Origin of the sequence: Paenibacillus sp. FSL H8-0034, assembly GCF_038000305.1 — a bacterium.
GTDB lineage: Bacteria > Bacillota > Bacilli > Paenibacillales > NBRC-103111 > Paenibacillus_S.
In genome coordinates this window covers 833,612-858,110 of record NZ_JBBOBS010000001.1, presented here as the reverse complement: position 1 = coordinate 858,110, position 24,499 = coordinate 833,612, and the positions used below count along the sequence as shown (strand labels likewise).

At 46.9% G+C, this 24,499-nt stretch carries 24 protein-coding genes, 2 pseudogenes and 1 riboswitch; of the genes and pseudogenes, 15 read left to right on the top strand and 11 right to left on the bottom strand.

Annotated elements, in window-relative coordinates:
• Positions 1-45: 45 nt before the first annotated feature.
• A complete protein-coding gene (gene dapA, locus NST47_RS04060) occupies positions 46-930 on the top strand; it encodes a 4-hydroxy-tetrahydrodipicolinate synthase (protein WP_341153981.1) in 885 nt (294 codons plus the stop codon).
• Between the two features lie 51 nt (positions 931-981).
• Here dapA and NST47_RS04055 read toward each other — a convergent pair whose 3' ends face one another.
• The 4 genes from NST47_RS04055 to NST47_RS04040 form a co-directional block, all read right to left on the bottom strand.
• The gene (locus NST47_RS04055; protein ID WP_341153980.1) at positions 982-1,434 is read right to left on the bottom strand and encodes a GNAT family N-acetyltransferase; all 453 of its coding nucleotides are present in this window, start codon (positions 1,432-1,434) and stop codon (positions 982-984) included.
• A gap of 66 nt (positions 1,435-1,500) precedes the next feature.
• The gene (locus NST47_RS04050) at positions 1,501-1,830 is read right to left on the bottom strand and encodes a DUF6054 family protein (RefSeq protein ID WP_341153979.1); all 330 of its coding nucleotides are present in this window, start codon (positions 1,828-1,830) and stop codon (positions 1,501-1,503) included.
• An 82-nt stretch (positions 1,831-1,912) separates the two neighbouring features.
• Positions 1,913-2,389 (bottom strand): GNAT family N-acetyltransferase, encoded by a 477-nt coding sequence (locus NST47_RS04045; RefSeq protein WP_341153978.1) that lies wholly within the window; start codon positions 2,387-2,389, stop codon positions 1,913-1,915.
• Between the two features lie 21 nt (positions 2,390-2,410).
• Positions 2,411-3,142 carry an MOSC domain-containing protein gene (locus NST47_RS04040; protein ID WP_341153977.1) on the bottom strand — a complete coding sequence of 244 codons (732 nt, stop codon included), beginning with the start codon at positions 3,140-3,142 and terminating at the stop codon, positions 2,411-2,413.
• A 220-nt stretch (positions 3,143-3,362) separates the two neighbouring features.
• A riboswitch (cobalamin riboswitch) is annotated at positions 3,363-3,559 on the top strand.
• Between the two features lie 190 nt (positions 3,560-3,749).
• Here NST47_RS04040 and NST47_RS04035 point away from each other — a divergent pair.
• The 8 genes from NST47_RS04035 to NST47_RS04000 all read left to right on the top strand — a co-directional run bounded on the left by NST47_RS04035 (position 3,750) and on the right by NST47_RS04000 (position 12,351).
• Positions 3,750-5,333, top strand: coding sequence for an ABC transporter substrate-binding protein (locus tag NST47_RS04035; RefSeq protein ID WP_341153976.1), 1,584 nt, complete (start codon positions 3,750-3,752; stop codon positions 5,331-5,333).
• The gene (nikB, locus tag NST47_RS04030; RefSeq protein WP_083689284.1) at positions 5,330-6,295 is read left to right on the top strand and encodes a nickel ABC transporter permease; all 966 of its coding nucleotides are present in this window, start codon (positions 5,330-5,332) and stop codon (positions 6,293-6,295) included. Before NST47_RS04035 ends, nikB begins: the two co-directional genes overlap by 4 nt.
• Positions 6,288-8,111, top strand: a complete 1,824-nt coding sequence (gene nikC, locus NST47_RS04025) for a nickel transporter permease (RefSeq protein ID WP_341153975.1) — start codon at positions 6,288-6,290, stop codon at positions 8,109-8,111. Before nikB ends, nikC begins: the two co-directional genes overlap by 8 nt.
• On the top strand, positions 8,099-8,839 hold the full coding sequence (locus NST47_RS04020) for an ABC transporter ATP-binding protein (RefSeq protein ID WP_341153974.1): 741 nt from the start codon (positions 8,099-8,101) through the stop codon (positions 8,837-8,839). Before nikC ends, NST47_RS04020 begins: the two co-directional genes overlap by 13 nt.
• 24 nt (positions 8,840-8,863) lie before the next feature.
• Entirely contained in the window at positions 8,864-9,223 is a 360-nt protein-coding gene (locus NST47_RS04015; RefSeq protein ID WP_341153973.1) for a (2Fe-2S) ferredoxin domain-containing protein, read from the top strand.
• Between the two features lie 316 nt (positions 9,224-9,539).
• On the top strand, positions 9,540-10,976 hold the full coding sequence (locus tag NST47_RS04010; RefSeq protein WP_341153972.1) for a S1C family serine protease: 1,437 nt from the start codon (positions 9,540-9,542) through the stop codon (positions 10,974-10,976).
• A gap of 259 nt (positions 10,977-11,235) precedes the next feature.
• Entirely contained in the window at positions 11,236-11,829 is a 594-nt protein-coding gene (locus tag NST47_RS04005) for a YdeI/OmpD-associated family protein (RefSeq protein ID WP_341153971.1), read from the top strand.
• A 99-nt stretch (positions 11,830-11,928) separates the two neighbouring features.
• On the top strand, positions 11,929-12,351 hold the full coding sequence (locus NST47_RS04000; RefSeq protein WP_341153970.1) for an SRPBCC family protein: 423 nt from the start codon (positions 11,929-11,931) through the stop codon (positions 12,349-12,351).
• 282 nt (positions 12,352-12,633) lie between these two features.
• Here NST47_RS04000 and NST47_RS03995 read toward each other — a convergent pair whose 3' ends face one another.
• Positions 12,634-13,035, bottom strand: coding sequence for a MarR family winged helix-turn-helix transcriptional regulator (locus tag NST47_RS03995; protein ID WP_341153969.1), 402 nt, complete (start codon positions 13,033-13,035; stop codon positions 12,634-12,636).
• 199 nt (positions 13,036-13,234) lie between these two features.
• On the opposite strand from NST47_RS03995, the gene NST47_RS03990 reads away from it, so the two are divergent.
• The 5 genes from NST47_RS03990 (at position 13,235) to NST47_RS03970 (ending at position 17,621) form a co-directional block, all read left to right on the top strand.
• The gene (locus tag NST47_RS03990; protein WP_341153968.1) at positions 13,235-14,200 is read left to right on the top strand and encodes a quinone oxidoreductase family protein; all 966 of its coding nucleotides are present in this window, start codon (positions 13,235-13,237) and stop codon (positions 14,198-14,200) included.
• 494 nt (positions 14,201-14,694) lie between these two features.
• Positions 14,695-15,600, top strand: a complete 906-nt coding sequence (locus tag NST47_RS03985) for a histidine kinase dimerization/phospho-acceptor domain-containing protein (RefSeq protein WP_341153967.1) — start codon at positions 14,695-14,697, stop codon at positions 15,598-15,600.
• A complete protein-coding gene (locus tag NST47_RS03980) occupies positions 15,530-16,087 on the top strand; it encodes a response regulator transcription factor (RefSeq protein WP_341153966.1) in 558 nt (185 codons plus the stop codon). The genes NST47_RS03985 and NST47_RS03980 overlap by 71 nt, the downstream gene beginning before the upstream one ends.
• A 309-nt stretch (positions 16,088-16,396) precedes the next feature.
• Positions 16,397-17,053 carry a hypothetical protein gene (locus NST47_RS03975; RefSeq protein WP_341153965.1) on the top strand — a complete coding sequence of 219 codons (657 nt, stop codon included), beginning with the start codon at positions 16,397-16,399 and terminating at the stop codon, positions 17,051-17,053.
• Positions 17,054-17,057: 4 nt separating this feature from the next.
• Complete coding sequence (locus NST47_RS03970; protein ID WP_341153964.1) at positions 17,058-17,621, top strand: cupin domain-containing protein; 564 nt, start codon at positions 17,058-17,060, stop codon at positions 17,619-17,621.
• 93 nt (positions 17,622-17,714) lie between these two features.
• On the opposite strand, the pseudogene NST47_RS03965 reads toward NST47_RS03970, so the two are convergent.
• Positions 17,715-18,189 (bottom strand): annotated as a pseudogene (locus tag NST47_RS03965) (Vgb family protein); the annotation flags it as partial.
• Positions 18,190-18,349: 160 nt separating this feature from the next.
• Positions 18,350-18,939: pseudogene (locus tag NST47_RS03960) on the bottom strand (hypothetical protein); the annotation flags it as partial.
• 528 nt (positions 18,940-19,467) lie between these two features.
• Between NST47_RS03960 and NST47_RS03955 the strand changes: the two are divergent.
• Complete coding sequence (locus tag NST47_RS03955; protein ID WP_341153963.1) at positions 19,468-19,632, top strand: NUDIX domain-containing protein; 165 nt, start codon at positions 19,468-19,470, stop codon at positions 19,630-19,632.
• A gap of 252 nt (positions 19,633-19,884) precedes the next feature.
• On the opposite strand, the gene NST47_RS03950 is transcribed toward NST47_RS03955, so the two are convergent.
• Genes NST47_RS03950 through NST47_RS03935 form a run of 4 tightly spaced genes read right to left on the bottom strand, consistent with a single transcriptional unit; the run spans position 19,885 to position 24,414 of the window.
• Positions 19,885-21,006 (bottom strand): sialidase family protein, encoded by a 1,122-nt coding sequence (locus NST47_RS03950; RefSeq protein ID WP_341153962.1) that lies wholly within the window; start codon positions 21,004-21,006, stop codon positions 19,885-19,887.
• 12 nt (positions 21,007-21,018) lie between these two features.
• The gene (locus tag NST47_RS03945) at positions 21,019-22,608 is read right to left on the bottom strand and encodes a hypothetical protein (RefSeq protein WP_341153961.1); all 1,590 of its coding nucleotides are present in this window, start codon (positions 22,606-22,608) and stop codon (positions 21,019-21,021) included.
• A gap of 49 nt (positions 22,609-22,657) precedes the next feature.
• Positions 22,658-23,533, bottom strand: a complete 876-nt coding sequence (locus tag NST47_RS03940; protein ID WP_341153960.1) for a carbohydrate ABC transporter permease — start codon at positions 23,531-23,533, stop codon at positions 22,658-22,660.
• Positions 23,534-23,550: 17 nt separating this feature from the next.
• A complete protein-coding gene (locus tag NST47_RS03935; protein ID WP_341153959.1) occupies positions 23,551-24,414 on the bottom strand; it encodes an ABC transporter permease in 864 nt (287 codons plus the stop codon).
• Positions 24,415-24,499 lie beyond the last annotated feature (85 nt).

Genomic DNA, 24,499 nt, shown 5'->3' with positions numbered 1-24,499 from the left:
TCCATGGTAAAGTTAAATCACGAAAGAAGAATGGGAGGAATCGTTATGTTGAAAGAAACGGATGTAAAAGGCATTTATGTGCCCGTTGTAGCTCCCTTCACTGGGAATGAACAGTTAGATCTGGATTCGTATCAGAATTACATCGGGAAGCTGCTGACACACGATATTCAAGGGTTGGTTATTAACGGTACCACCGGCGAAGCACCGACGGTTATGTGGGAAGAGGTGAGCGAGCTCGTACAGACGACACAGGCATGTATGCAGCAGAAACGAATCCCCATTGTCATCGGTACAGGAACGAATAGTACCGTTTCTACAGTGAAACGAACAGAAATGGCAGGATTATTAGGCGCAGATGCTGTTCTCGTTGTGACGCCCTACTATAGTCGTCCTTCGCAAGAGGGTATTCTTGAACATTTCCGGAGGGTCGCACAGGTTGGAGTACCGATTATAGCCTATGAGATTCCTTCCCGTACTGGAGTTCGGTTAACCACAGATACGATAAGAAAAATAATGGATTTGGACCAGGTAATCGGTTTAAAAGATAGCTCAGGCGGCATTGAGCTCATCTCGGAGCTGACACGTTATGATACGAAGCCAATTCTTTGTGGGGAAGACCATTATTTTCACGCCATGTTAAGTCAGGGGGCGAGTGGTGGCATGCTGGCATCAGCAAATGTTATTCCAGAAGCTTTAATCCATGTCTTTGAACTCGCTAGCAACGGTAACTTTATTCAAGCCAAACAGGCATTCGATCTGCTGGTTCCCTTAATTCGAGGTCTTTTTCAGGAATCGAATCCCTCACCTATCAAGTGGATACTTACCCGACAAGGAGTCATCTCATCTGACACCCTGCGTTTACCGATGGGGCCGATTTCTAATCAATTACAGCTGGAATTGGAGCAGATGATGCCGCAATTCGGTTACTAATCACTTTCTCGATCCCTTAAAATAAATAAGCTGCCTCGCGGCAGCTTTTTCTTATAATTCCTGTGATAATCTCACCATGTCTCTACAGCGGATACCGTTTTCAACAATTTCTTCCGCATAGTGTCTGACAAAAAAATCCCTATCTATGCCAATCATTCTAAACCCACATTTTTGGTAAAGTGCCAGCTGCCCGATCCCAGAGTTGCCTGTGCCTACCTCGATTGTTTTATATCCCTGTAATTTAGCGTTATGAATAGCGTGGTGAACTAATTGTTTGCCTATTCCTCTGCTTTGATGGTCCTCATGGACGGCTATATTCACCAGTTCAACGGTATTAGGTCTTGTTGGCAGTAATACATAAACAGCGATAACAGCTTCACTCAGCTCTGCCACGTAACATTGCCCTCTTTCCAGATAGTCTCTAACAATTTGTTCGGAGGGGTCTGCTAATAAGAGCAGCTCCATAGGCAGTGATTCATTAGAACCTAACATGCGAATTTCCATTGATGTACTCCTTTATAAACGGCAGCCGTATTTAAAATAAACGATATCGAGCAATCATAGTTGGCCTTATTCGATAATATAAGGATCTAAAATATTTTCTACTGAAGAAGCAAAATCGACTGCAGCACCCCAATCGAAATTGAAAATCAATCCTTCGGAGCTTCCTGTAGCAATAGCCCTTACGTTGGTAGTACCCTTTAAATTATCGATAATAACAATAAGCGCCGCACGATTTTTAGATCTAAAATAATATTTCTCATAAATCTGGGTGCCGATAAGCTTATCCTGACCCACATTGTGATACTCTTCATGTACGAGATCAGCGTTCTGGTTGTCTTTAACTAAATTCAAAGCCGCCAATGGTGCGATGTTGACATTAAAGCTAATTGTACTCATTGTATCCATCTCCCCTTAACGAAAGACTGTATATCATCCTTACATTATAGATGCTTAAATGATACGCAATCAACTTATTCGTTTAGTTCGATAATTGTTTAGTCATTTTAAAATTAACCAACTTAACACCCTTGCGTTCAACAACCTGCAATTGAATGGATTGATATCCTTGCCGTTCAAAAAAGGGTTTTGCCGTGATACTTGCCTCCGTATCCATTTCAGCTAGCCCTAATTCTTTTGCTTCTGCTTCGAGTCTATTCACCAAGGCAAAGGCTATCCCCTGCCCCTGATAATCTTTATGTACATAAAATCTATCCAAGTGACCCTCTGAGGTCATATCGGCAAACCCGACGATTTCACCATTCATTTCCGCTATGTATGTAATGTTACGACTCAACGAAACTTTCCAAGCCGAGATTTTAGCGAATTTTTCGTCCTTTGGTGCCCAAGCCTGCAGCTGATCTGCTGAATAATCCTGTGCATTTATGGTATGTACGGTTTCGTAAAATAATGAAACGATCTGATTGATATCGGAATCTTGAAACTTTCTTATTATCATACGAGTGACTCCTTGCTATTTTCAATGCTCTAGATATACCTTGTCACCTACATGAATCTGGCCCACCTGTGCTACAGAAGCATACACGCCAAAGTTCAAATTCATCTCCTCATTTACTTTCCTCAATAGAGAAGTATCATGCTTCTGCGTATCAGGATCAATCGTAATCATGGAACAACGGCGACAATACTTATCTACTTGTAAATGTGTATCGCCCACGACTAACCGCTTTCCAATCCAGTCGCTTTCATCGATTGATTCGTCATCTAAGGCCACAATGAAGTTTGCTCTAAACCGACGCAAATCCAATCTTTTGCCCCAGATCTCTTCAAGCTTACGTAATGAGGTTGTTGTGACAATCAGAATACTGCTCGCATCAACAGCCAAGAGGTCGGACTTCTGGGGATCATAGCTTTGCATCGTTATCTTTTTCTTGGAAAACCTTTGTATTTCATCCAGCAAAGCTTCATTCCATGTAAAATTCCGCCCAAACGGCGAGGTTACATGAATATTAGGAAACTCATTTTCCGATCCTTCACCCATGAGCTCCGCTTTATAACCGAGCATTTCAGGGATGCTTCTTGCGGTAATAAAGCTATCCCATCCTTCCTTGGTTTCATCTATAAAAGCATAACAGCGGTCGCCATACAATCCGTATCTCTCAATTATGCCACTCTCTAAACGTTCACCCGCGAATGACTTTACTGGAAATCGATGGATTTCACGGAGTTCACCAATACAAGATGCTGCCAAAATGACCACCTCTTTTCAATTCACGATTGATAACCCTATACAGATAGTGTTTAAGTATAATCAAATAGTAATTTTTTACATGAATCATGTCAAAGGAAAGATTGGGATTAAACTGATAATTCCCATACCGTTGGACGATGACAGCTGCAATTTTTATTTCACTTACTTTATATTGGTATTGCATAAGATATTAATATTGTTTATGATCAAGGTTGATAATTGAATATTTGTGGGAACAGGTGCTTCAGCAAGCTGAAGCTTAAAAGGGAAGTTCGGTGCAATGCCGACGCGGTCCCGCCACTGTAACGGAGAAGTCCTCAACGATTATGCCACTGATCTTAGCCATGTTAAGATTGGGAAGGCCGTTGATGATCATGATCCCGAAGCCAGGAGACCTGCCAGTTCTGACAACACTGCTTTTACCTACGAAGGATAGGGAGGTGTTAAGGACGGCCAAAAGTTTCATACAATAAAACTATGGGCATCTTTACCTTTTTCTTGTTATAGGGTAACGATGTCTTTTTTGCGTTGTATACGATGTTCCGGCTTTAACAAGGTGACACAGGAAATACAATTATGAGAAGGAACACAGGAGGAGACAAACAAGATGTTGGTTTATTTAAAGAAAAGTAGTTGGCTCACATTCATTTTGACTTTACTCATCGCATTATCCGCTTGCAGTACGGCTACAAACTCAGCGAGCTCAGGTACAGGTGCAAACAGTGCCGCAGCAGGTACAAGCTCCGCGATGGCCGATCAACAGGTGCTGAAATATGTTACCTTGAATATGCCCCGCTCGTTGGATCCAACTAATGTGGATGCACAGCGAATTACGTCAGACGGGATTGCCGAGCCATTGGTCATGCTCAATGATGATGCAACCTTACGTCCATGGCTGGCCAAGTCATGGAAAAACGTAGAGCCTACCCTTTGGGAAATGGAGCTGCAGCCTAATGTGAAGTTTTGGAGCGGAGCCGTGATGGATGCGGCAGCAGTCAAAGCAGCGCTTGAACGCCATCAGAAGCTGAACAAGCGGGCTTCCTCACAGATCGGCGGCGTGGAATTCATCGTCAAGGATGCGCTGCACATTCAGTTCAAAACACCTAAGCCCGACCCGGCTTTTATATTCAAGCTTACCGGATTTGCAATTCACAATGCGGCTGAAGCGGATCGCCTTGGCGATAAATTTAATAAAGAAGCCGATTTAACCGGATTCATGAAGCCCACGCAATTCATTCCGGGCGAGTTGCTGATTGCCGAAGCCGTTCCCACCTATTGGGGCACAAAACCCAAGCTTCAGCGTATAGAGGCAAGGCTGGGTTCCGATGGTCAAGGTCGCCTGCTCGCTATGAAAAGCGGAGATACTGACGCGGATATGAATGTGGAGGTTGAACAACGCATTGCCTATGAAAAGGATAAAAAATTCAATGTGCTGTACCCTCCGGGCTCAACGCGCAATCTATGGCTGAACATTAAAAAGGTTCCTGCTTTTCAAGACCCCAAGGTTCGCTTGGCTATAAGCCTGGCCTTGGATCGCAAAGAGCTCATTGACGGGGTGAGCCGTGGGTTTGCCGAGCCCGTGACAGGCCACTTCCCGAAGGGACTTCCGTATGCACTGGACAAAGGGCCGGAATCCGACCGTGCCAAGGCAGCGCAGCTGCTTGAAGAAGCAGGCTGGAAAGCCGGAGCAGACGGCGTTCGTACCAAGGATGGTCAAAAGCTGCAGTTCAAGCTGCTGACTTACTCGTTCTTTCAGCCAACTGCTGTAGCTTTACAAAGCCAGTTAAAGGCTGTCGGCGTTAATATTGAAATTGCACCTGTTGAAACTACGGCTTCGAATCAGTTAATGCTTGATGGCAATTTCGAGATGGCTACCTACTGCTCCTGCGGCAGTGTAACCGGAGATATCGGAGGCCAATTGAAATCGTACTACCGGAGTGGCATCGTTAGCAATTATGGTGGATACAGCAATCCTGAGGTGGACAAGCTGATTGATCAGCTGTCAGCTGAATTTGATGCCAACAAGCAAAATGAGCTGGCGAAGCAAGTTCAGAAGATCGTACTGGATGAAACGGCAATCGTATATATGTATAACTCGGCAAGCTGGGGCTCGGCCTACAACAACAAGGTGAAAGGCATAGATGAGAACCTGAGAACGAAGATTGTACCGGAAATGTACATCAGCAAATGAGTATCTTCAAATATCTGCTCATTCGTATAGCAGTCACCATTCCTGTACTTCTCGGTGTCACACTGCTCATATTTTCGTTATTACGCTTTATTCCAGGTGACCCTGCGCAGATGATTTTGCTAACGATGTTTGATCCCGGGGCAACCGTGACCGATCTGGATGTCGATGCCGCTATCCTGCGCAAGCAGTTGGGACTTGATCAGCCTTTTGCGATTCAATATTTGACATGGCTGAAGGAGGTCGTTTCCGGTAATCTGGGAACCTCCTTTCGCAGCCGTACACCCATTACAGAAGAGCTTTGGGTACGGATTCCGGCAACCTTGGAGCTAGCAGGCGCAGCATTGGTAGTCATGCTCGTCATAGCTTTACCTTCTGGGATAGCCGGTGCCGTATTTCATCGGCGTCCTACCGACCATATCACCCGTTTTATCGCGTTAATGGGCGTATCCGTTCCGAATTTTTTTCTCGGATTGGTATTGGTTTATTGCCTTTCCTATCTGCTCGGTTGGTTTCCCACACTCGGAAGAGGCTCTTGGCAGCATTTGGTCCTCCCTGCTTTAACGCTCGGAACAGGGCTGGCCGCAACGACCTCCCGATTGCTGCGCACCTCTTTATTGGAGGTGTTTTCCAAACGCTATATGGTGCTGGCAGAGGCCAAAGGACTGCCTCGATCTGTCATCGTATACAAGCATGCCCTGCGCAATGCGCTGATTCCCGTTATTACGTCTTTCGGCATGATCATCGGTGGTCTGCTCGGAGGAGCTGTTATTATTGAAACTGTTTTTTCATGGCCAGGTATCGGACGTTATGTGGTCGATGCCATCAACGGAAGGGATTATCCCGTTATTCAGGCATTCGCCTTACTTATGGCTGTAACCTATGTCATGATCAATGTGCTGATAGATATCATATACCGCTGGATCGATCCCCGTGTGCGGATAGAGGAGGGAACCCATGGATAAGCGAATGCTCAGACAGCTGCGGTCAACAATAGTAAAGGACCCGATTGCCTTGATTTTGCTGCTATTCATCGTTATGGTGATCATTCTCTCATTGGGCGCACCCTTATTTACAAGCCATGATCCGGTCAAGGTCGATTATGCACAAGTGTTTATGCCGCCCTCCGGTGAACATCTTTTGGGTACCGATAATTTCGGCAGAGATGTGTTCACACGGTTGATCTATGGAGGCTCCGCTTCCTTAACGGCTTCCTTCATGGCTGTAGGCCTGATCATCTCACTTAGTTTAGTAATCGGTGTAACAGCAGGCTATTTGGGGGGCTGGGTTGATCAAATACTGACCCGCTTCATGGATGTACTGCTTTCGTTTCCAACCTTGGTACTGGCGATAGCTATTGCAGCGCTGATGGGTCCGGGATTAACGGGCTTGATGGTCGCGGTAGCCGCCGTATCCTGGCCTTCTTATGCACGGATTTTCCGCAGCTATGTGCTGATGGTGAAGCAGGATGGTTATATTCAGGCGGCACGCTGTTCAGGGACACCGGCTTGGAAAATCATGCTCACTCATATACTGGGAGCCATTATCGGACCAATTCTGGTGCTCATAACGCTGGATATAGGATATGTCATTCTAAGTATCGCTTCCTTATCATTTCTTGGCCTCGGGATTCGTCCGCCACAGCCGGAATGGGGTGCTATGTTAAATGAAGGCAGAGCTTACCTGGAGGAAGCGCCTTGGTTATTTCTAGCTCCTGGCACGATGATTTTCGTTATGGTGCTGGCGACTAATTATTTGGGTGACACGGTTAAGGATGCATTGGAGCCGAGAACACTTCATGTTCCGCTGCTATTCAAGAAAAGAAGCCGAATGAGCAGGAAGCTCACCGAAATCTCAAGCAGCCAAAGGGCAGCGAACATGGAAACGGCTGCAGCCGCAGCCATTGGATATCAGCAAGCAACTGCGGGTAAAGAACCGCTGCTTATCGTCAGCAACATCAGTGTGGAAGTGCTCAGCACTCGTAAACGTCAAAAGTCGCAGCCGATTTTACAGTCGATCAGCCTGGAGCTATATCCAGGAGAATGTTTAGGCTTGGTCGGAGAAAGCGGTTCTGGCAAAAGCACACTGGCGCTGACCATCATGGGACTTCTGAGACACCCACTCCAACAATCGGACGGCAGCCTCGCCATTCTGGGCGAAAGTACATCTGACTGGCAATGGGACGATTGGCGGATGATCCGCGGCAAGCGGCTCACCTATATTACTCAAGACCCGATGGATACCCTCAATCCAACATTGACGATCGGTGACCAACTGCTGGAATGTCTGATTTATCATCAACACAACCCTCCATTAGGACGAGTCGAGATGAAAAATAAAGTTATCGATATGCTGTCCAAAACCGAGCTTGCGCCTGAGGTTTATGCAATGTATCCACATCAGCTTAGTGGGGGTATGCGGCAGCGGGTCGTCATAGCCATGGCTATGATCAACGATCCACAAATCATCATTGCCGATGAACCTACAACAGCGCTCGATGTAAGTACACAGGCCAAGATTATGGCACTGCTCAAAAAACTGCAGCAAAGCAGTGGCGCTGCGATGATCTTTGTATCTCATGATCTTAGGCTCGTTGCCCAGGTCGCAGATCGTATTGGCGTGATGCATCAAGGCCGACTGATTGAAATGAATGATGTGAAATCGATTTTTACGCAGCCCCAAGAAACCTACACCAAGCTGCTGCTGGCCTCTATTCCTCGTCTGTTTATCCCGCAGCACAGCCCGGTTATGGCGAAAGGAGATCCTTCATGCTCCAAGTAAAAAATTTGCAAAAGGCCTACCGTGGCAAGCAGGTGCTGCATGCTATTGATTTTGCGATAGCACAGGGAGAGATCGTCGGTTTGATCGGCATGTCCGGATCAGGGAAAAGCACTATCGCCAAATGCATAATGGGTCTTGATAAACCAAGTGGTGGCGATATACTATGGAATGATCAATCGTTGTTATCATGGAGCGCTCGAAGCTCTTGGAGACAAGACATTCAGATTGTGTTTCAAGATCCACGAACCAGCTTGAACCCGCGTTGGACAGTAAGACGCAGCATCGCTGAGCCGTTACGAAATTATGGCTCTGCTGTCGAGGCGCGCATTGTGGAGCTTTTGCTGGAGGTTGGTTTAGACGAACGGTATTTGAACCGCTATCCAGACGAGCTGAGCACCGGACAATGCCAGCGGGTATGCATAGCCCGTGCGCTAGCATTAAAGCCGAAGCTGCTTATATTGGATGAGCCATTATCGGCCTTGGACGTGTCGATTCAAGCGCAAATGCTCGTATTGCTCCAACAGCTGCATCTTTCGCAGCAGGTCAGCTACTTATTTATTTCCCATGATATAGCCGTCGTATCCGAGCTATGTGAACGTGTACTCGTCATTGAGAAAGGCACGATTGTCGAGGATACTACGGCAATACGATTAATTAACGAACCCAAGCATGCGTATACACGCAAGCTGCTAGCCGATACGCCTACCTTTCCTCAATTTAATCAGTAGAATTTACTAGAAAGCGGTGCAAGCATGGCAACCTGGAATTTATCCGAAACGCAGCATCATGTGCTAATTTGCAACGGCGGGAGCTGTATGAAGCATCAGGGGGAAGAAGTCACCTTGGCCATCCGTGCGGAAATAACAGCACAAGGTGCTGATCGGTTTATCCATACCACACGAACACGCTGTAATGGACGCTGCCAGGATGCCTGTGTGGTTACCGTATATCCTGAAGGCGTATGGTACAAGGACATGACACCGGAAAGTGGCAGAGCGATGGTACGTGAGCATTTGCTTCAAGGCAACACCCTGCAGGCGCATATGGTGTACAGCTATAAAGATCGTTTTGTCCCTACAGGATTAGGTCCCGAAGGCGTGCAAAGAGATTAATAATCGCTGATCTCACGCTGCTCCCTTTTTTCATTGCAGGCTTATTCTGGGGTTACTTGACCCACAGATCCCAAAAAGCATCTCATATCTGTATATCTTCAAGAGCCTTGCATCCATAAGTGGGATGAAGGCTCTTTTGCATTGCTTTTAACTGTATGATGCCCAATAGGATGATTTTTCCAGTTAAATCTAATGTCATTTTATAAGTAATTTAAGTTGGCGTTAATACTTGAGGTCCAATATAGATAACAGAAGGACGCCTTACTCACTATTATCCAATCCCATATTTCAACTTTATAAAATGGAGGTTTTAACAATGGAAAACAACCACAAAGATACCGATACTATCATACAGCCGTCCAAGGATCATGAACACCGCAACGAACAAAATTCATTTTTATACCAAGAGGATTCCGGTAATTTCAAGGTCACCCAGCCTCGATTATTCGGTGATTCACATCCCAAAGATAAGCGTCCTCCTGAATCGGGTTCGCAGGGAAGCAAGAATTCCCGCAGTAGTGGAAAAAGCGTCTTTGCCGCCTTTATGGCTGGCGTGATCGTCGTCGGCGGCATGATGTTTGCCTCTGACCGAATGAATATGTTTACTGGAGGTACCCCTGCTTCCAGCATTTCTGCAGCAGCACCTACTACAATAAATAGCGGTACTGCACAAAAAGCTTCACTGGATATTGTGAGACCCACCAATATTGCTGATATTGCGCAACAGGCAAGCGCGGCTGTTGTTAAGATTGAAACCAAAACGAAAGCTCAAAGCTCCAATAAGCAAAATAACCCGCTCTATAGCGATCCATTTTTCCGTCAGTTTTTTGGAGACAACGGCGGCAGTCAGGAACAAGATCCAAACGGACAGCTTCAACCTTCGGGGTTGGGCACCGGTTTTATCTTTGAATCGTCCGGCTACATTATAACGAATGAACATGTCATTGATGGTGCCGATGAAATTAATGTAACCATTGAAGGACAAGATCAACCATACAAAGCCAAACTTCTCGGCAACAGCTACGATCTTGATCTGGCGGTTTTGAAAATTGAAGGAAGCACTCCTTTCTCAACGCTGCCGATTGGTAATTCGGACAATGCGCGTGTTGGTGATTGGGTTGTAGCCATCGGTAATCCGTACGATTTTGACTATACAGTAACAGCTGGATTGTTAAGTGCCAAAGAGCGTCCGATCAGCATCCCGGATACGAACGGTACCCGTGATTACAAGCATTTGCTTCAAACCGACGCCGCTATTAATCCCGGCAACTCCGGCGGTCCCCTGTTAAACATGGACGGTGAAGTCATTGGTATCAATACCGCAGTGAATTCGCAAGCTCAAGGAATAGGATTTGCCATTCCGTCCAGTACGATTAGCTCGGTTTTACAGCAGCTTAAGGATAATGTCACCATCCCCAAAGAACCGGCTCCGTTCATCGGTGTGAGCGTTCAGGAGCTGACATCGGATATGTTGACTGATCTCAAAGTCGATACTACAGACGGTGCTTTGGTAGCTGATGTACAGCGCAAATCCCCGGCTTTTGAAGCTGGCATTCGCCCTTATGATGTCATCGTCGCAGTCAATGGCGCAAAAATTACAAGTCCCACCGAATTAACTACAAAAATACAGGCACTAAAAGCCGGAGATCAAGCGACGATCACAGTTATCAGCAACGGCGTCAAGAAGGACGTTGCCGTAACTGTGGGCGATAAAACGGCAGCCACTAGCACACAGAAACAAAATCAAGGTTAATCGGAGTACTGAATAAGCGTTGGGAAGCTTCAATGAGGTGATCTCCAGCTCATAACCTTAAACTACAAGGAAGCGATCAGAGCATGATAATCTCTGACCGCTTCCTTCTTTGTTTAGATGACTAATTATTTGGTCTCGATGATCCATGGCACCAGCGTCTCCGCCTTTTCCATGCTGATCTCCTACGGCTTTGTTGTGCAGTTATTAAAGAGCTATTTGGAAAATACTATATTATAATGATGAAAAGGGGTGTTCCTTGATGATGAATACTAGCTTGAATCCTAAGGTTGATACATATTTAAGTAAGGCCACAAAGTGGAAGGAAGAATATGGGAAGTTAAGAAATATCGTTCTTGACTGTGAGCTGACCGAAGAATTTAAGTGGATGCATCCTTGTTACACGTTTCAGAATAAAAACATAGTTTTAATCCATGGATTTAAAGAATACTGTGCACTTCTGTTTCACAAAGGTGCCTTGTTAAAAGATGCTCATGGCATCCTAATCCAACAAACAGAGAATGTACAGGCGGCCCGCCAGATTCGATTCACCAATGTTCAAGAAATAACTGAAATGGAAACCATCTTGAAAACCTATATTTATGAAGCCATTGAAGTTGAAAAAGCCGGTTTGGAAGTGAATTTTAAAAAGAATACAGAATTCATAATTCCTGAAGAATTTCAAAATAAATGGGATGAAATCCCTGCCTTGAAAATTGCTTTTAATGCATTGACACCGGGAAGGCAAAGAGCATACCTTCTTTATTTTTCTAAACCCAAACAAGCCCAAACTCGAGAGTCAAGGATTGAAAAATATATACAGCAAATTCTGCTTGGAAAGGGATTAAATGATTAGGGGGTAATTGTAACCAGCAATCCATAAGAAATCTCTTTAGATTTTAATGGTATAATCAATCAAAGAATCTAAAATTAATAAAGTGAGGCGGGAATTATAATGGAAACAGGTAATACAACAATAACGGTAGAAACGACAGTTCATAAACCGGTTGGACAAGTGTGGAAACATTGGACGGAGCCGCAGCATATAACAAAATGGTGTTTTGCTTCTGATGACTGGCATGCACCAAATGCCGAAAATGATTTAAGGGTTGGCGGGAATTTTTCTACAAGAATGGAAGCTAAGGACGGTAGCTTTGGATTTGATTTCGGTGGTGTTTATGATGAAGTGAGAATAAACGAGTTTATTTCTTACACGATTGGTGATGGAAGAAAAGTTGCGATCACTTTTATTAGCCAAGACAACGACACGAAGGTAATTGAAACTTTTGAAGCAGAAACGACCAACTCCATCGAAATGCAAAAAGCAGGCTTTCAGGCAATTATGGACAATTTCAAAAAATATAGTGAAGCCTCCTAAGAAGATTAGGATAAAATAAGTTGGACAAGCAGGTTTAATCACAAATATTGGAAACATAAAAAACCTTCCTTTCGGAAGGTTTTTTATGTTGACTAACCCCCTAAATGAAACAGCGGCTAACGTGGGCTTTATTTTCACCGAACAAAAAAATGATTTATTACAACAAAGTATTGTTTTGAAGTCGTTGGTATCGCTTATCTAACGAATACTTCTTCATTCGCAGGATTTCATCACTTTGGGTAGATACACTTTTATCGCTTGGCATCTGTATTCCGTGTCCAGCTACTGTTTGCCATACGGTATCAATATTTTAGACGCAATAGCAGTAAACTGTGAGCGTTCGTTCCCATCCAGAATTTCAGTTATTGTTTTGATTTGACGTTCGATCTCACTACTAACCAAATGAATAATTTTTTGACCTTCAGGTGTCACTCTTACATTAATTACACGCCGGTCATCAATGGAGCTAATACGCTCTACTAGCCCCCGCCTCTCCGCTCGATCAATGAGACCGGTAATACTGGATTTGTCGAGGTCGAGATACTGTGCCAGTTGTAACATGCTTAGTTCTCGATCCCGTAAAATTCCGAACAATCGAATCTGTATGATGGAGACATCATAATCGCCTCCCACTCGGTTAAGAATTCCATGAACATGGAATGATAACTGTATCAAACTATCCATAAATGAAAGTTTCTCTTGATGATTAGAGTTATTGTCACTCACCATTCTCATTCCCACTCCAGACAAACTGATATTATGTGACTAATCCTTTGACCGTTACAATTTAGATTTTACCACAAAAACCATTGACATAGTACGTGTAACAAACTATATTGTTTGTATCACGTACTATTTTTGATTTTTTAAGGAGGTTTTTATCATGTATGCAGCAGTTGTGCGTTCTTTCGATTCCGCTCCTAAGTATGAAATGTTCGAAATACCACATCCTACGGGAAACACTGAGGTTCTTCTCGACGTTGTTGCTGCAGGTTTACATCCTCGGGTACGGTCACAGGCGGATGGCTCTCATTACACAAGTGATGGGGAACTCCCCTTGATTCCAGGTATCGACGGCGTTGGGCGTCTACAAGATGGTCAGTTGGTCTATTTTGTCGCTCCCGACACTTCTTTTGGGACTTTCGCTGAAAAAGCAGTTGTCGATCTTCGCCGTAGTATTTCCCTACCTGAAGGTGCTGATGCGATTCAAATCGCTGCAGCAATGAATCCAGCAATGTCATCCTGGGTGGCGCTTCGCCGCAGAGTCGATTTTCAACCAGGGCAGAAAATTCTCGTTCTTGGCGCGACCGGAAATTCCGGACAAATGGCCGTCCAAATCGCCAAGCTGTTTGGAGCGAGTCAAGTGATCGGTGCCGGTCGGGATCAGGAACGTCTCAATTCGCTTTTGGCGCTCGGTGCCGACGAAGTCGTATCTCTCGTCGGCGAATCGAAGGAAGTTGCGAAAAGACTGGGCGAGGCGGCCTCTGAAGTCGATATCGTAATCGACTATTTGTGGGGACAACCCGCTGAGCATGCAATGGTTCCATTATTGATGCAAAGATCGGACCGTAGTCGCAAGCTTTCCTGGGTCCAGATCGGCTCGGTTGCGGGGCAGACAGCCGCTGTGCCGTCCGCCGCGCTCCGCTCGGCTAACTTCCATCTGCTCGGGAGTGGTCAAGGTGCTGTCTCGACGGCTGGCTATCTCGCCGAGCTACCGTCGCTGATTGAAGCCTTGTCAGCCGGTAAACTGAAGCTGAGTGCAGTCGCCGTGCCACTTACCAAAGTCGAGGAAACGTGGAATACGCTTGCCAGCTTAGGCGATCGGATCGTGTTCGTTCCAACGAATTGAGCAATGGTCACCCTTCTCATCATCTCGGCGGATCTCAATGATTTTTTCGAAGAAGCCACGCAATCTCTAATTTCAAAATACAACAATTTAAGTAGATACGAACCGAATACGACGATTCCTTTAATCGAAATAACGTGAGGTCAGGCTCAATAAGCCCTTGATCGTTCCAGCAGGAGCGATTGAGGGCCTTTGTTGGTATTTCGTGATATATTCCACTCAGTAAACCGGGAGACCACGGCAGAACAAGTAATTTAATTGGCTCATGCTCAGGGTTCCACATGGGACAGCGCGACAGACAACTGGCACCGTTTTTGGGATAACTTGTCCGATGGGTTGGGCGGCATAGGCGATAGTCTATCCCGCAATTTTGGAAAGTAGCTGCATGCATGACAGACTTCACCCCGTAACCTTATGGTTTCTGGATGGTTTAGTGACACATCATTCCTGTGATATACTATCATTCCAAATGAGTTGGAAAATGTGGGGTGTGAAGATTGACAATAAAACGCCGTCTGTTGCTTTCCAATGCTATTATGGTGTTTGTATTGCTGGCAGCAATCTCGGCGAATATGTTGATGGACAGGTGGGGCATATACGAACCTTCCCGAAAGGATGCAAACCTGTTTTATCAGACAATTACATGGATTCAAAAATCCTCAGTTTCATGGATTGCAGATGCTACTGTGGAGAGAATGGTACGTGATGTAGAAATGAAGGCAGCATCCTACAAAGGAAACGCGCTCTCCATTGCAATCTATGAAGGTACAGAACAAGTCTATACGTGGGGTAATTTTTCTGAAAACGCTTTGTTTGAGGTCGCCAATAAACAACCGCAAGAACATCATTATACGATGGGACGTACGGCACTTTATAGTGTAGATATTGGCGATTATCGGCTCTATTTGATGAACACAAACCAGGAATATGGGGAAGAAAACACCGTGATGGGAGAAAATGATCCTTTTCCCTATGATGTTATTCTCATCGCGCTGATTGTACTGCTCGCTAATCGCATCTTGAATAAGAGTATTGTTAAGAGCATAGTTGGCCCGCTAACCATCCTTGTAGATGGTGTTCATGAGATACGAGACGGTAACCTTAACTATCGGATTGAATATAACCAAAAAGACGAATTTGCTGGAATATGCGATGACTTTAATGAGATGGCACGACAGCTTCAGAAGCTGATGGAAGCAAGACGTAAAGATGATGAAAACCGGCGCGAATTGATTGCGGGGATCTCTCATGATTTACGCACTCCGCTTACCTCAATTAAAGCCTATGCGGAGGGGCTTATAAAAGGTGTAGCTTCAACACCACTGATGCAGGATGAATACTTACAGATCATTTCTGATGCTGCCGGGAATGGATGGTTTGGAACTGTGCCAGCAAATCCGTGACAAAATTGATATTCCTATTTTAATGGTGACTGCAAAGATAGAAGAAGCCGATAAAATAATGGGTCTTGGCTTGGGAGCGGATGATTACATCACAAAACCGTTTTCCCCGACTGAACTTGTAGCGCGGGTAAAAGCCAATCTTGCGCAGCATGAACGCAGTACTGCAAAAGCAGGCGGCCAAGTTGTGCAAGAGATAAGATTTGGCGATATCACCATGAATACCTTGTCCCATCGTGTGTATTTGGGGAAACAGGAGATTGATTTTAAAAACAAAGAATATGAGCTGCTGTATTTTCTGATGTCCAATCCCGAACGGGTTTACAGCCGGGAGGATTTATACGTTCGTATATGGGGGTTGGATGCTGCGGGAGATAGCCGAACGGTATCCGTTCACATTAATCGCCTTCGGGACAAGGTGGAAAAAGACCCGGCCAACCCCAAACATATTGAAACAGTATGGGGGGCCGGATACCGATTTAAGCCATAATCTAAAATAATGGATTAATTTAGGTCACGACTTCTTTTGAAGTCGTGATTTTTATTTTAAATGCTGTTTAATAACTGTTTAACATTTGATGGACGGTAGTTTAGTGTGGCCCGGTATATTGTGATTATAAGGTGGTGTTTAGCTATTGACATTGTACGTGGCACAAACTATATTGTTTGTATAACAAACTATTTTCTTGCAACTCATTTGGTCCCATTACACAAGTGATGGTGAACTCCCCCAGATTCCTGGAATCCGCCCTATTGCCTCTGAATAGCGAACTATATTTATCAAGAAATGAGGAATAAAATGAGCAAGAGTTTACGAGTTTGGATTCCATCCATTATTGCAGTAGCGATCGCAGTGCTGTTCTTGGGATATTTTTGTTACTACATTTCCTGGTATGGGAACGGTGATAGTGATCTAAAACGGCTGGCAACGGAGCAACTAGCAAAAGGCGAAGTCGATCTTCGTGTAAGAATAGGTATCTTGTTTAATGACATGGGTACGGTAGCGGTTTATCTAGGAGCAGTGTGTATTTCCTTGTTATGGGTAAAGCGAAAATTGAGGTCTCCTTCCAAAATTGTCCGCCGAATTGGAAAATTGTTTCTTACACTTCACAACTATTCGGGCTGGACAGCTTTAATCCTCGTTTGTGCGCATGGTATTTACTTTATGTTCGTAGAGATTCAAGACCAGCATATCTACTCTGGTATTGCCAGTTTTATATTCATACTAACCATAGCCGGATACGGATATTTAATAAGGAAAGTTAGAAATAAGCGGATGAAGTTTATTCATCGTTATTTGTCTATTGCCTGGATTCCTGTACTTTGGGTACACGCCGGTTGGGATTTGGTTTTTGCAACCATTTCGACCCTTGTGGTTGTGGTGCTGGTTAACATCGTTGAAAAAGCTATGACACGTTCAAATGAAGGATCTCCGAAAAGGGCTAAAGGAAGGTGATACAATGAATGATCGTCATAACAAAACAAATAGAAGCGCCGTTGAAAGGAAGGACATAAACTTCTTACGGTACCTCGATGGAAAAACAATCACTTTTTTGGAGCAGGGATATGATGAATCGGGACCGTTTTTACGAATGGAGCATATGGTGCCTCGGCAAGGAGCGATGAATGCTCCCCATTGGCATCCGGTGCTTACAGAATCATTCGAGGTAAAACAAGGTTCGCTTAAGGGCATTGTGGACGGAGTCGAGAAGGTATTAGGACCTGGACAGCGCCTGACGATTTACCCCAAACAAGTGCATCAGTTTTACAATGTCGGTGAGGAGCCGCTTATAGGTGTGCATGAAGTTCGTCCGCCAGGGTTTCATTGGGAAATGTTTTTACTACACCACAAGCTGGAGTGCGAAGGAAAGCTGAGCAAAAGCGGTACTCCGCATAACCTCTTGTGGCTGGGTATGCTTTGGAAATATGGCGATGGTTATGCTACAGGACTTCCTCCTATCATTCAGAAAGTACTACTTGGCGGATTGGCACGTCTCGCCAAGGCACTTGGATACCGGATATAATCGAATAAAGCGGCGACCTAAGACCTGAAAATAAAGTCTTAGACTCGCCGCTGCTTTATTCAGCTATCCGTACCCGATTGAATAGTCGTTGAGTCAGACACTGGGGGGAATTAGTCTCCCAATCTGGTCGCACTCTTCTGCAAACCATACTGTGCCGTCCAAACCGCACACGATACCGTGAGGCTCCGCGTTTGGAGTTGGAATCGGGTACTCTGTAATAATCCCGTTCGTTGTAATGTGGCCGACTTGGTTTGTCCCCCACTCAGTGAACCACAATTCCCCTTTCTTTCCTGGGGTGATCGCGTGAGGTCGGGCTTCTTTGGATGGAATCTCATACTCTGTTATGTGACCATCAGTCGTGATTCTTCCTACTTTATTGCCTTGGATTTCGACGAACCAAATCGCCCCGTCTGAACCACATGCCAAGCCAACCGGACAGGCGTTTTCCGTCGGCCGTCATACGTCCAATTCGATTCCCTCTCTGCTCCGTAAACCAATATGTCCCGTCCGACCCAAACGTGATTCCATATGGCCCTGAGTCAACATGGGGAAGCTTGAACTCCAGAATTTTAACTTCCATATACTTACACTCCTTTTGTACATTATATACTTGCCTTCATCTCCCGTAATTTTTCAAGATTGCCACTGAAAATAGCCCCCATATAACGGTTAATAAGCTCCGTCTCGGAATCCCACCATCGTATGGAAAAAGGCAGCACTAAAGAAGACGCAGCTCGTTTTTTGCCTTTTCGTGCAGCTGTACATCTATACATGGCACCTAGGTGGTTTTTTGACGCTGCAACAGAATGGGCGGCTTCTACTAAGGCAGATTTCAGATATTTGTTACCGTTTTTGGCTTTGGCTGACTTCCGTTTTCCAGTACTTTTGTTATGTGAGCTCGCTAGTTTCTGAGGATCGTCTTCACCATCAGCAATGGCACTGAGCATATCACGAGAGGAAACGCCCATAATATCAGAGACAACAGAACTGAGTTTAATATTTGCTCCTTCTAACACTTTTTGAATTCGGTTGTGTTGTCGAGCTCTTTCTTCAATGATACTGCGGCGGTACCGAACAAGTTCACGAGGTTCCCGTTGATTTCGATTTGGAATGAAACTGGCTTTGAGTATCCATGACGAAGAAGCTTCCAAAATACCCCTGTGCTTTCCATTGCAACGTGAGTACATTCGTGCTGTTTAATCCACTCCATTAATTGTAATAAATACACTGTTTTAGTTGAAAACGTTTGGATCTCCTTTCCCTTAGACGTTGGAGTCAGACTAACGGATGGGCTCAAAGGCTCTGCAGGTCTGCCCATTTTTAGAACGGAGCCGCCATTATGCTTCATCCCTATTGGTTCCTGCTGTCTGAAAGTCAAAAACGGAATTATGCAAAATGCTCATATTAATAATGAACCATTAAAAGTAACAATAAAAAATATTATAGGAATGTCGGGTGACAAGAACATTATCTCATTCCCGACGAGTCTCCCTTGAAGTGAAAAGGAGGTATACGAAAACTCCCTACGGGATTAAGCTAAGCGGCAGAAAAGTGAAGCAGAGGATGGGGGCTAACTCAATTGATTGAACGAATCGTTTTAATTTCAATACTTACCTTAATCATCCATTCCGTCGAGATACTCTCATATGCAGTGCGAATGGCAGGAATTAGAGCAATATAATGCATTTCAAAAACCAAATAATAAGTAAAGAAAGGGTTCAGGATTTGGCAGATTACATTAAAGAATTACGTAATTTGGTTGGGAATACGAAAGTAATTATGGTAGTCGCAGGTGTTTTTGTTTTCAATGAAACACATCAATTACTGTTACATCGCCGTATAGACAATGAAATTAGGAGAGAAAATAGAAGATGCTGCACGTAGAGAAGTTTTCGAGGAAACAGGATTACAACTAGGGAGTAGGGAATTGTTTGGCGTCTATTCAAACATTGAGAAAGTTTTTATGAATGGAGACCAAGTCTCTAATGGTACAAATCATGTTTACCTGTGAGGATTTTAAAGGTGAATTGCATCAAAATAATAATGATGAGATTATTGGCCCGAAAATCTATAAGTTGTTTCAACACAAAAAGCAACGATTTAAATCGTTGCTTTTTGTGTAACGCTGAATAGGGAAGCGACTTCGTATAAAATTTGACTCCAACCTTGGAATTCTTAAATCAGGGAATCTGATTTTAACAGATCGGAAGATCAAATGTCTCTGATTCGCCTCCCTACAGGAAGCTCCTCTAATGCGCCGGCCTTAACCCCACCTCTCCAACGCCCCGAATGGAATCGTAATCGCGATCAGCTCGTTGCGGTTCAAATCGACGGCGATATAGATCGCCTGGTCTTCCTCGTCCACGTAGCCGTCGGGATAGTGGTACAGGTCGATTTCGCGGCGCGGCGGCAGAACGTGCTGCAGGTCGATTTTGACCGACCAGGTGTTCATATCGTCGGACGATACCCACAGCTCGAACGGGTAACGATATGTACGAGAGCTGTTCTTCAGCCAGTCTGGATCGGTTGCGATATTCGGGTTCGGATGGCAGAACAGCGCGATCCGGCCATCCGCCAGCTTCAGCAACCGCATCTTCACCGCCGCGTCGGGAATATCGGTCTGCTCGGCCTCGCTCCACGTGACGCCGCCGTCGCGCGACACGGACCGCCACAGCCAGCCATTGTATTCGTTGCGCATCAGCATGACCAGCTCGCCGGTCGACAGCTCGATCACGTTCGGCTCCCACAAAAATTGCTCGCTGCGCGGGCCCGGCGCGACATGGCGCGAGAACGTCAGGCCGCCGTCAGTGCTGATCAGCACGCCGCTGCGGTACAGATGATTCTGGTAGAACGCCCGCCAAGGCGCGATGCTCGATTCGTACGCCGGCTGCGGCTTCTCCTCAGGAAGGTTGACCGGCTCCGTATAGCAGAACGGGATGACCCAAGCGCCGTCGGAGCGAATGATGCGCTGACGCATGTTGTGGCATTCATGGAAGCCCTCGAATTTCTCCCGCGGCGTCCAGGTGACTCCACTGTCGTAGCTGTACGAACGGAACGCCCGCAGCGTGGCAAAATGGTTGTCCTGCTCCACCTCGTATACGAAGGCGGTGATTTTGTCGTCGTCCACGAACACCTCCGAGCTCCAGGTGCCTTTGCCTTCAGTCGTGATAATTTCACGCGGCTCGGTCCACGTCTCACCTTTGTCCCGCGAATGGGTGATGAACAGCGTATTGTTGTTGGCCGGCTCTGTATGGCCACCTGATTGGAAAAAGATAAACAGCTCCCCGTTCGGGGCTTTGCGCAGGAATGGCTCGCAGACCAAATAATACGGATCGCTGCCTACGTAAAGTGAACGTGACGAGATTTGTTGAGTGGTGTTAGACATGGAATGTCCCTCCTATTTTTTGAACATCGATTGATAAATGTCATTCGCTTCCTTCTCCAGCATGTCGCCCCCAGCCTTCTTCCACGCGTCCAGGTAAGCGTCCCAGTCCTTATCGATATCCTTCTTGCCGACGATAAAGTTGGCGAGCCATTCATCCACGACGGCGTTGACGTTGTTCTGGTACTGCTTGGCGCTCGGCAGCGGGTATTTGTAAATCGGATCGAACGGCCCAATGCCATACGTCTTCAGCATGCCGTCCACCCCTTTGGGCAGTACGCCAAACTGGTATGCCTTGTTCAGCCACGGCGCAAAAAACTCCGTTTTACCTTCCTTCGCGAGATTTTCCGCCTTGTCGTACGGCGCAATCGGCTGAAGCGCACCCTTATCGTCGAATTTCCAGTGCTTGTTCTCGACACCGACACGGCCAATCGAGTAGGTTAGCGACGCGTCGCTGCCCGCGCTGTCGAGTATTTGAATGATTTTTTTCAGCTTGTCCGGGTCCTTCTCCAATTGCTTGCCGAAGGCGACAAGACCCGAGCCCGCCGGGTTGTCCTGCACGATGCCCCTGGAGCCGTTCGGTCCGACAGGCGGCTTCAGCAGCTTGATACCGTCGTTTGGCGCTTTCTCGCGCAGCGCGTTCGTCGCTAGGCCGTTCGGATTAACCCACCAGACGGTGCGTCCGTAGAAGCCGACGCGGCCGTCGATAAATTTGTTATGCCAAATTTTGCTGTCGTCCACGACAAACTCGGGATCGACAATGCCCATGTCGTACCAGCGCCGTAGCAGCTTCAGCCCATCCTTCAGCTCCGGCTGCGCCGAGCCGTCGACGATTTTGCCGTCCTTGACGAAGCGCATACTCGGCATCGTGCCGTAGGTGTAAAAAAACTGGCTGACGATATCGTTGGCCGCGCCGCCGAAGTTGCCGCTGCCGTCCTTCCAGGCGATGCTGAACGCGTACGTATCCTTTTTGCCGTTGCCGTCGGGATCGTTGTCGCGGAATTTTTTGAACATGTCCTCGAACTCCTGAATCGTCTCCGGCTCCTTCGCGATGCCGACCTTGTCGTACCAGCTCTGGCGCACGCCGGACATACGTTTGACGGTGGCGATCGGGTCGATTTTGACCATTGCGTAGTTTTTGCCCTTGTATTGGGACAGGTTCAGCACACGCTGATCGATGTCCAGCGCATCCTTGTAATAGTTCGGCGCGTATTGCTTAAGCAAGTCAAGCGGCACCTCGGCCAGCACACCCTGATTCGCATAGGTGACCAGCTCGGCAACATTGTTGACCCAGATGACGTCGGGAATGTCTCCCGAAGCGAAGCGGGCCGTAATTTGCTGCTGCCAGCTCGTTGGGTCGATAAAGATCGGATCGAGCTTCACCCCGAATTTGCTTTCCAGCAGCTTCTGCGCCTCCGTATCCTTATCCATCACCGTGCCGGGGAGCTGATTGCGCCCGAGCCAGGAAATCGTCATCGGCGCTGCGCCGTCCTTGCCCCCTTCCTTGCCACTATCTCCCTTCTCTGTGCCGCCCGAGGCGCTGCAGCCTGCCGCAAGCGAGCAGACCAGTAACGCCGATGCTATGCGGTATCCGTATCTTTTCATCGTGACACACCCCTTTTTCGATTGTTTTCAATCCGTGGAATGACGTGCGTTAGCCCTTGATCGAGCCGAGCATCACACCCTTGACAAAATGCTTTTGCAAAAATGGATAAACGATCAATATCGGCAACGTCGAAACGATGATTGTCGCCGCCTCGACGGCTTCCTGCGCTGTCCGTATGTTCAGGCCTGCACCGTCGTATTGCCCGATCATCTGGTGCTCCAGGATGATTTTGCGCAGGATAACCTGAAGCACAAGCTTGTTTTTGTCCGTCATGTACAAGATCGCATCGAAAAAAGCGTTCCAGTGTCCCACCGCCGTCCATAGTGCAATCGTCGCCATGACCGGCATCGACAGCGGCAGTACAATCCGCCGCATCACGGTCAGCTCGGAAGCGCCGTCGATGCGCGCCGACTCCTCCAGACTGACGGGAATCGACTGAAAAAAATTGCGCACGATCAGCAGGCTGAATGGACTGATAAGCCCTGGCAAAATAAGCGCCCACAGCGAGTTCAGCAGCCCCAGCTCCTTGATGAGCAAATAGTTCGGCACGAGCCCGCCGCTGAAAATCATCGTAAACACGATCAACACGATCCAGGTGCGGCGCAGCGGAAAATACGCCTTAGCGAGCGGATAGGCGGTCATCGCTGTCAGCGCGGCCGTCAGGGCCGTGCCGATGACGGTTCGTAGCACCGTATTGCGGTAGCCGATCCACGTCAGCTCCGAGTTCAATACCTCGCGGTACGCCACCCAGTCGAGTGATTTTGGCCACAAGTGCAGGCCGATGCGCGACGCCTCCGCGCCTTCGCTCAGCGACACCGACAGTAGGTGCACGAATGGATACAGAGTCAGCGCCATGAGCGCGATCAGAAACAGTCCGTTGACCGCTTGAAACATTCGCACGCCGAAGGTTCGATTTTGCATCATTTAGAGGCTCCTCCTTTCTACCAGACTCCCTGTTCGCCCCGGGTCAGTCTGCGTATCACGCCGTTGACGATCACGATCATGAGCAGGCCGACGCCCGACTTGAACAGCCCTACGGCGGCCCCGAAGCTGTAGTCCATATCGACCATCGTCAGCCGGTACACGAACGTGTCGAGAATGTCGCCGACCTCATATACGGTAGGACTGTACAGGTTGAACACCTGATCGAAGCCCGCATCCAAAATGTGCCCGACACGCAAAATGAGCATGACCGCGATCACCGGCGCGATCGACGGCAGCGTAATCGCGACCGTCTGCCGCCATTTGCTTGCGCCGTCCATCTCCGCCGCCTCGTACAGACTCGCATCGATGCCAGACAGCGCCGCCAAATAGACGACAGCCTCCCAGCCGAGCTCCTTCCAGATGTTGCTCATGATCAGGATCGGCACGAACCATTCCTGCGATGCCATAAAAAAGATCGGCTTGACTCCGGCAAGCTGCAGCACCCAGTTGACGATACCGTAGCTCGGCGAAAAAAAGACGTTCAGCAGCCCGGCGATGACAACCCACGAAATAAAATGAGGCAAATAGCTTATCGTCTGCACCCAGCGCTTGAACACACTTTTCCGCAGCTCGTTCAGCAGCAGCGCGAACACGATCGGCGCAGGGAATTCTAACGCAAGCCGATACATGCTGATCAGCACCGTATTGCGCAGCACGCGGGCAAACATCGGGTCCGCCAGCAGCCGCTCGAAATGACGGAAGCCGACCCAGTCGCTGCCCAGAATGCCCTGAACAAAGTTGTAATCCTGGAACGCGACGACGATCCCCGCCATCGGCACATATTTGAATAAGATAAAATAAAGCAGGCCGGGCAAAAACATAAGCAGCAGCGCCTTGTGCTTGTTTACGGTTGCAATGATGTTGTCCTCCTCCTTTCCCTCGGCAGCCCCGGCTTCGCTCCGATTA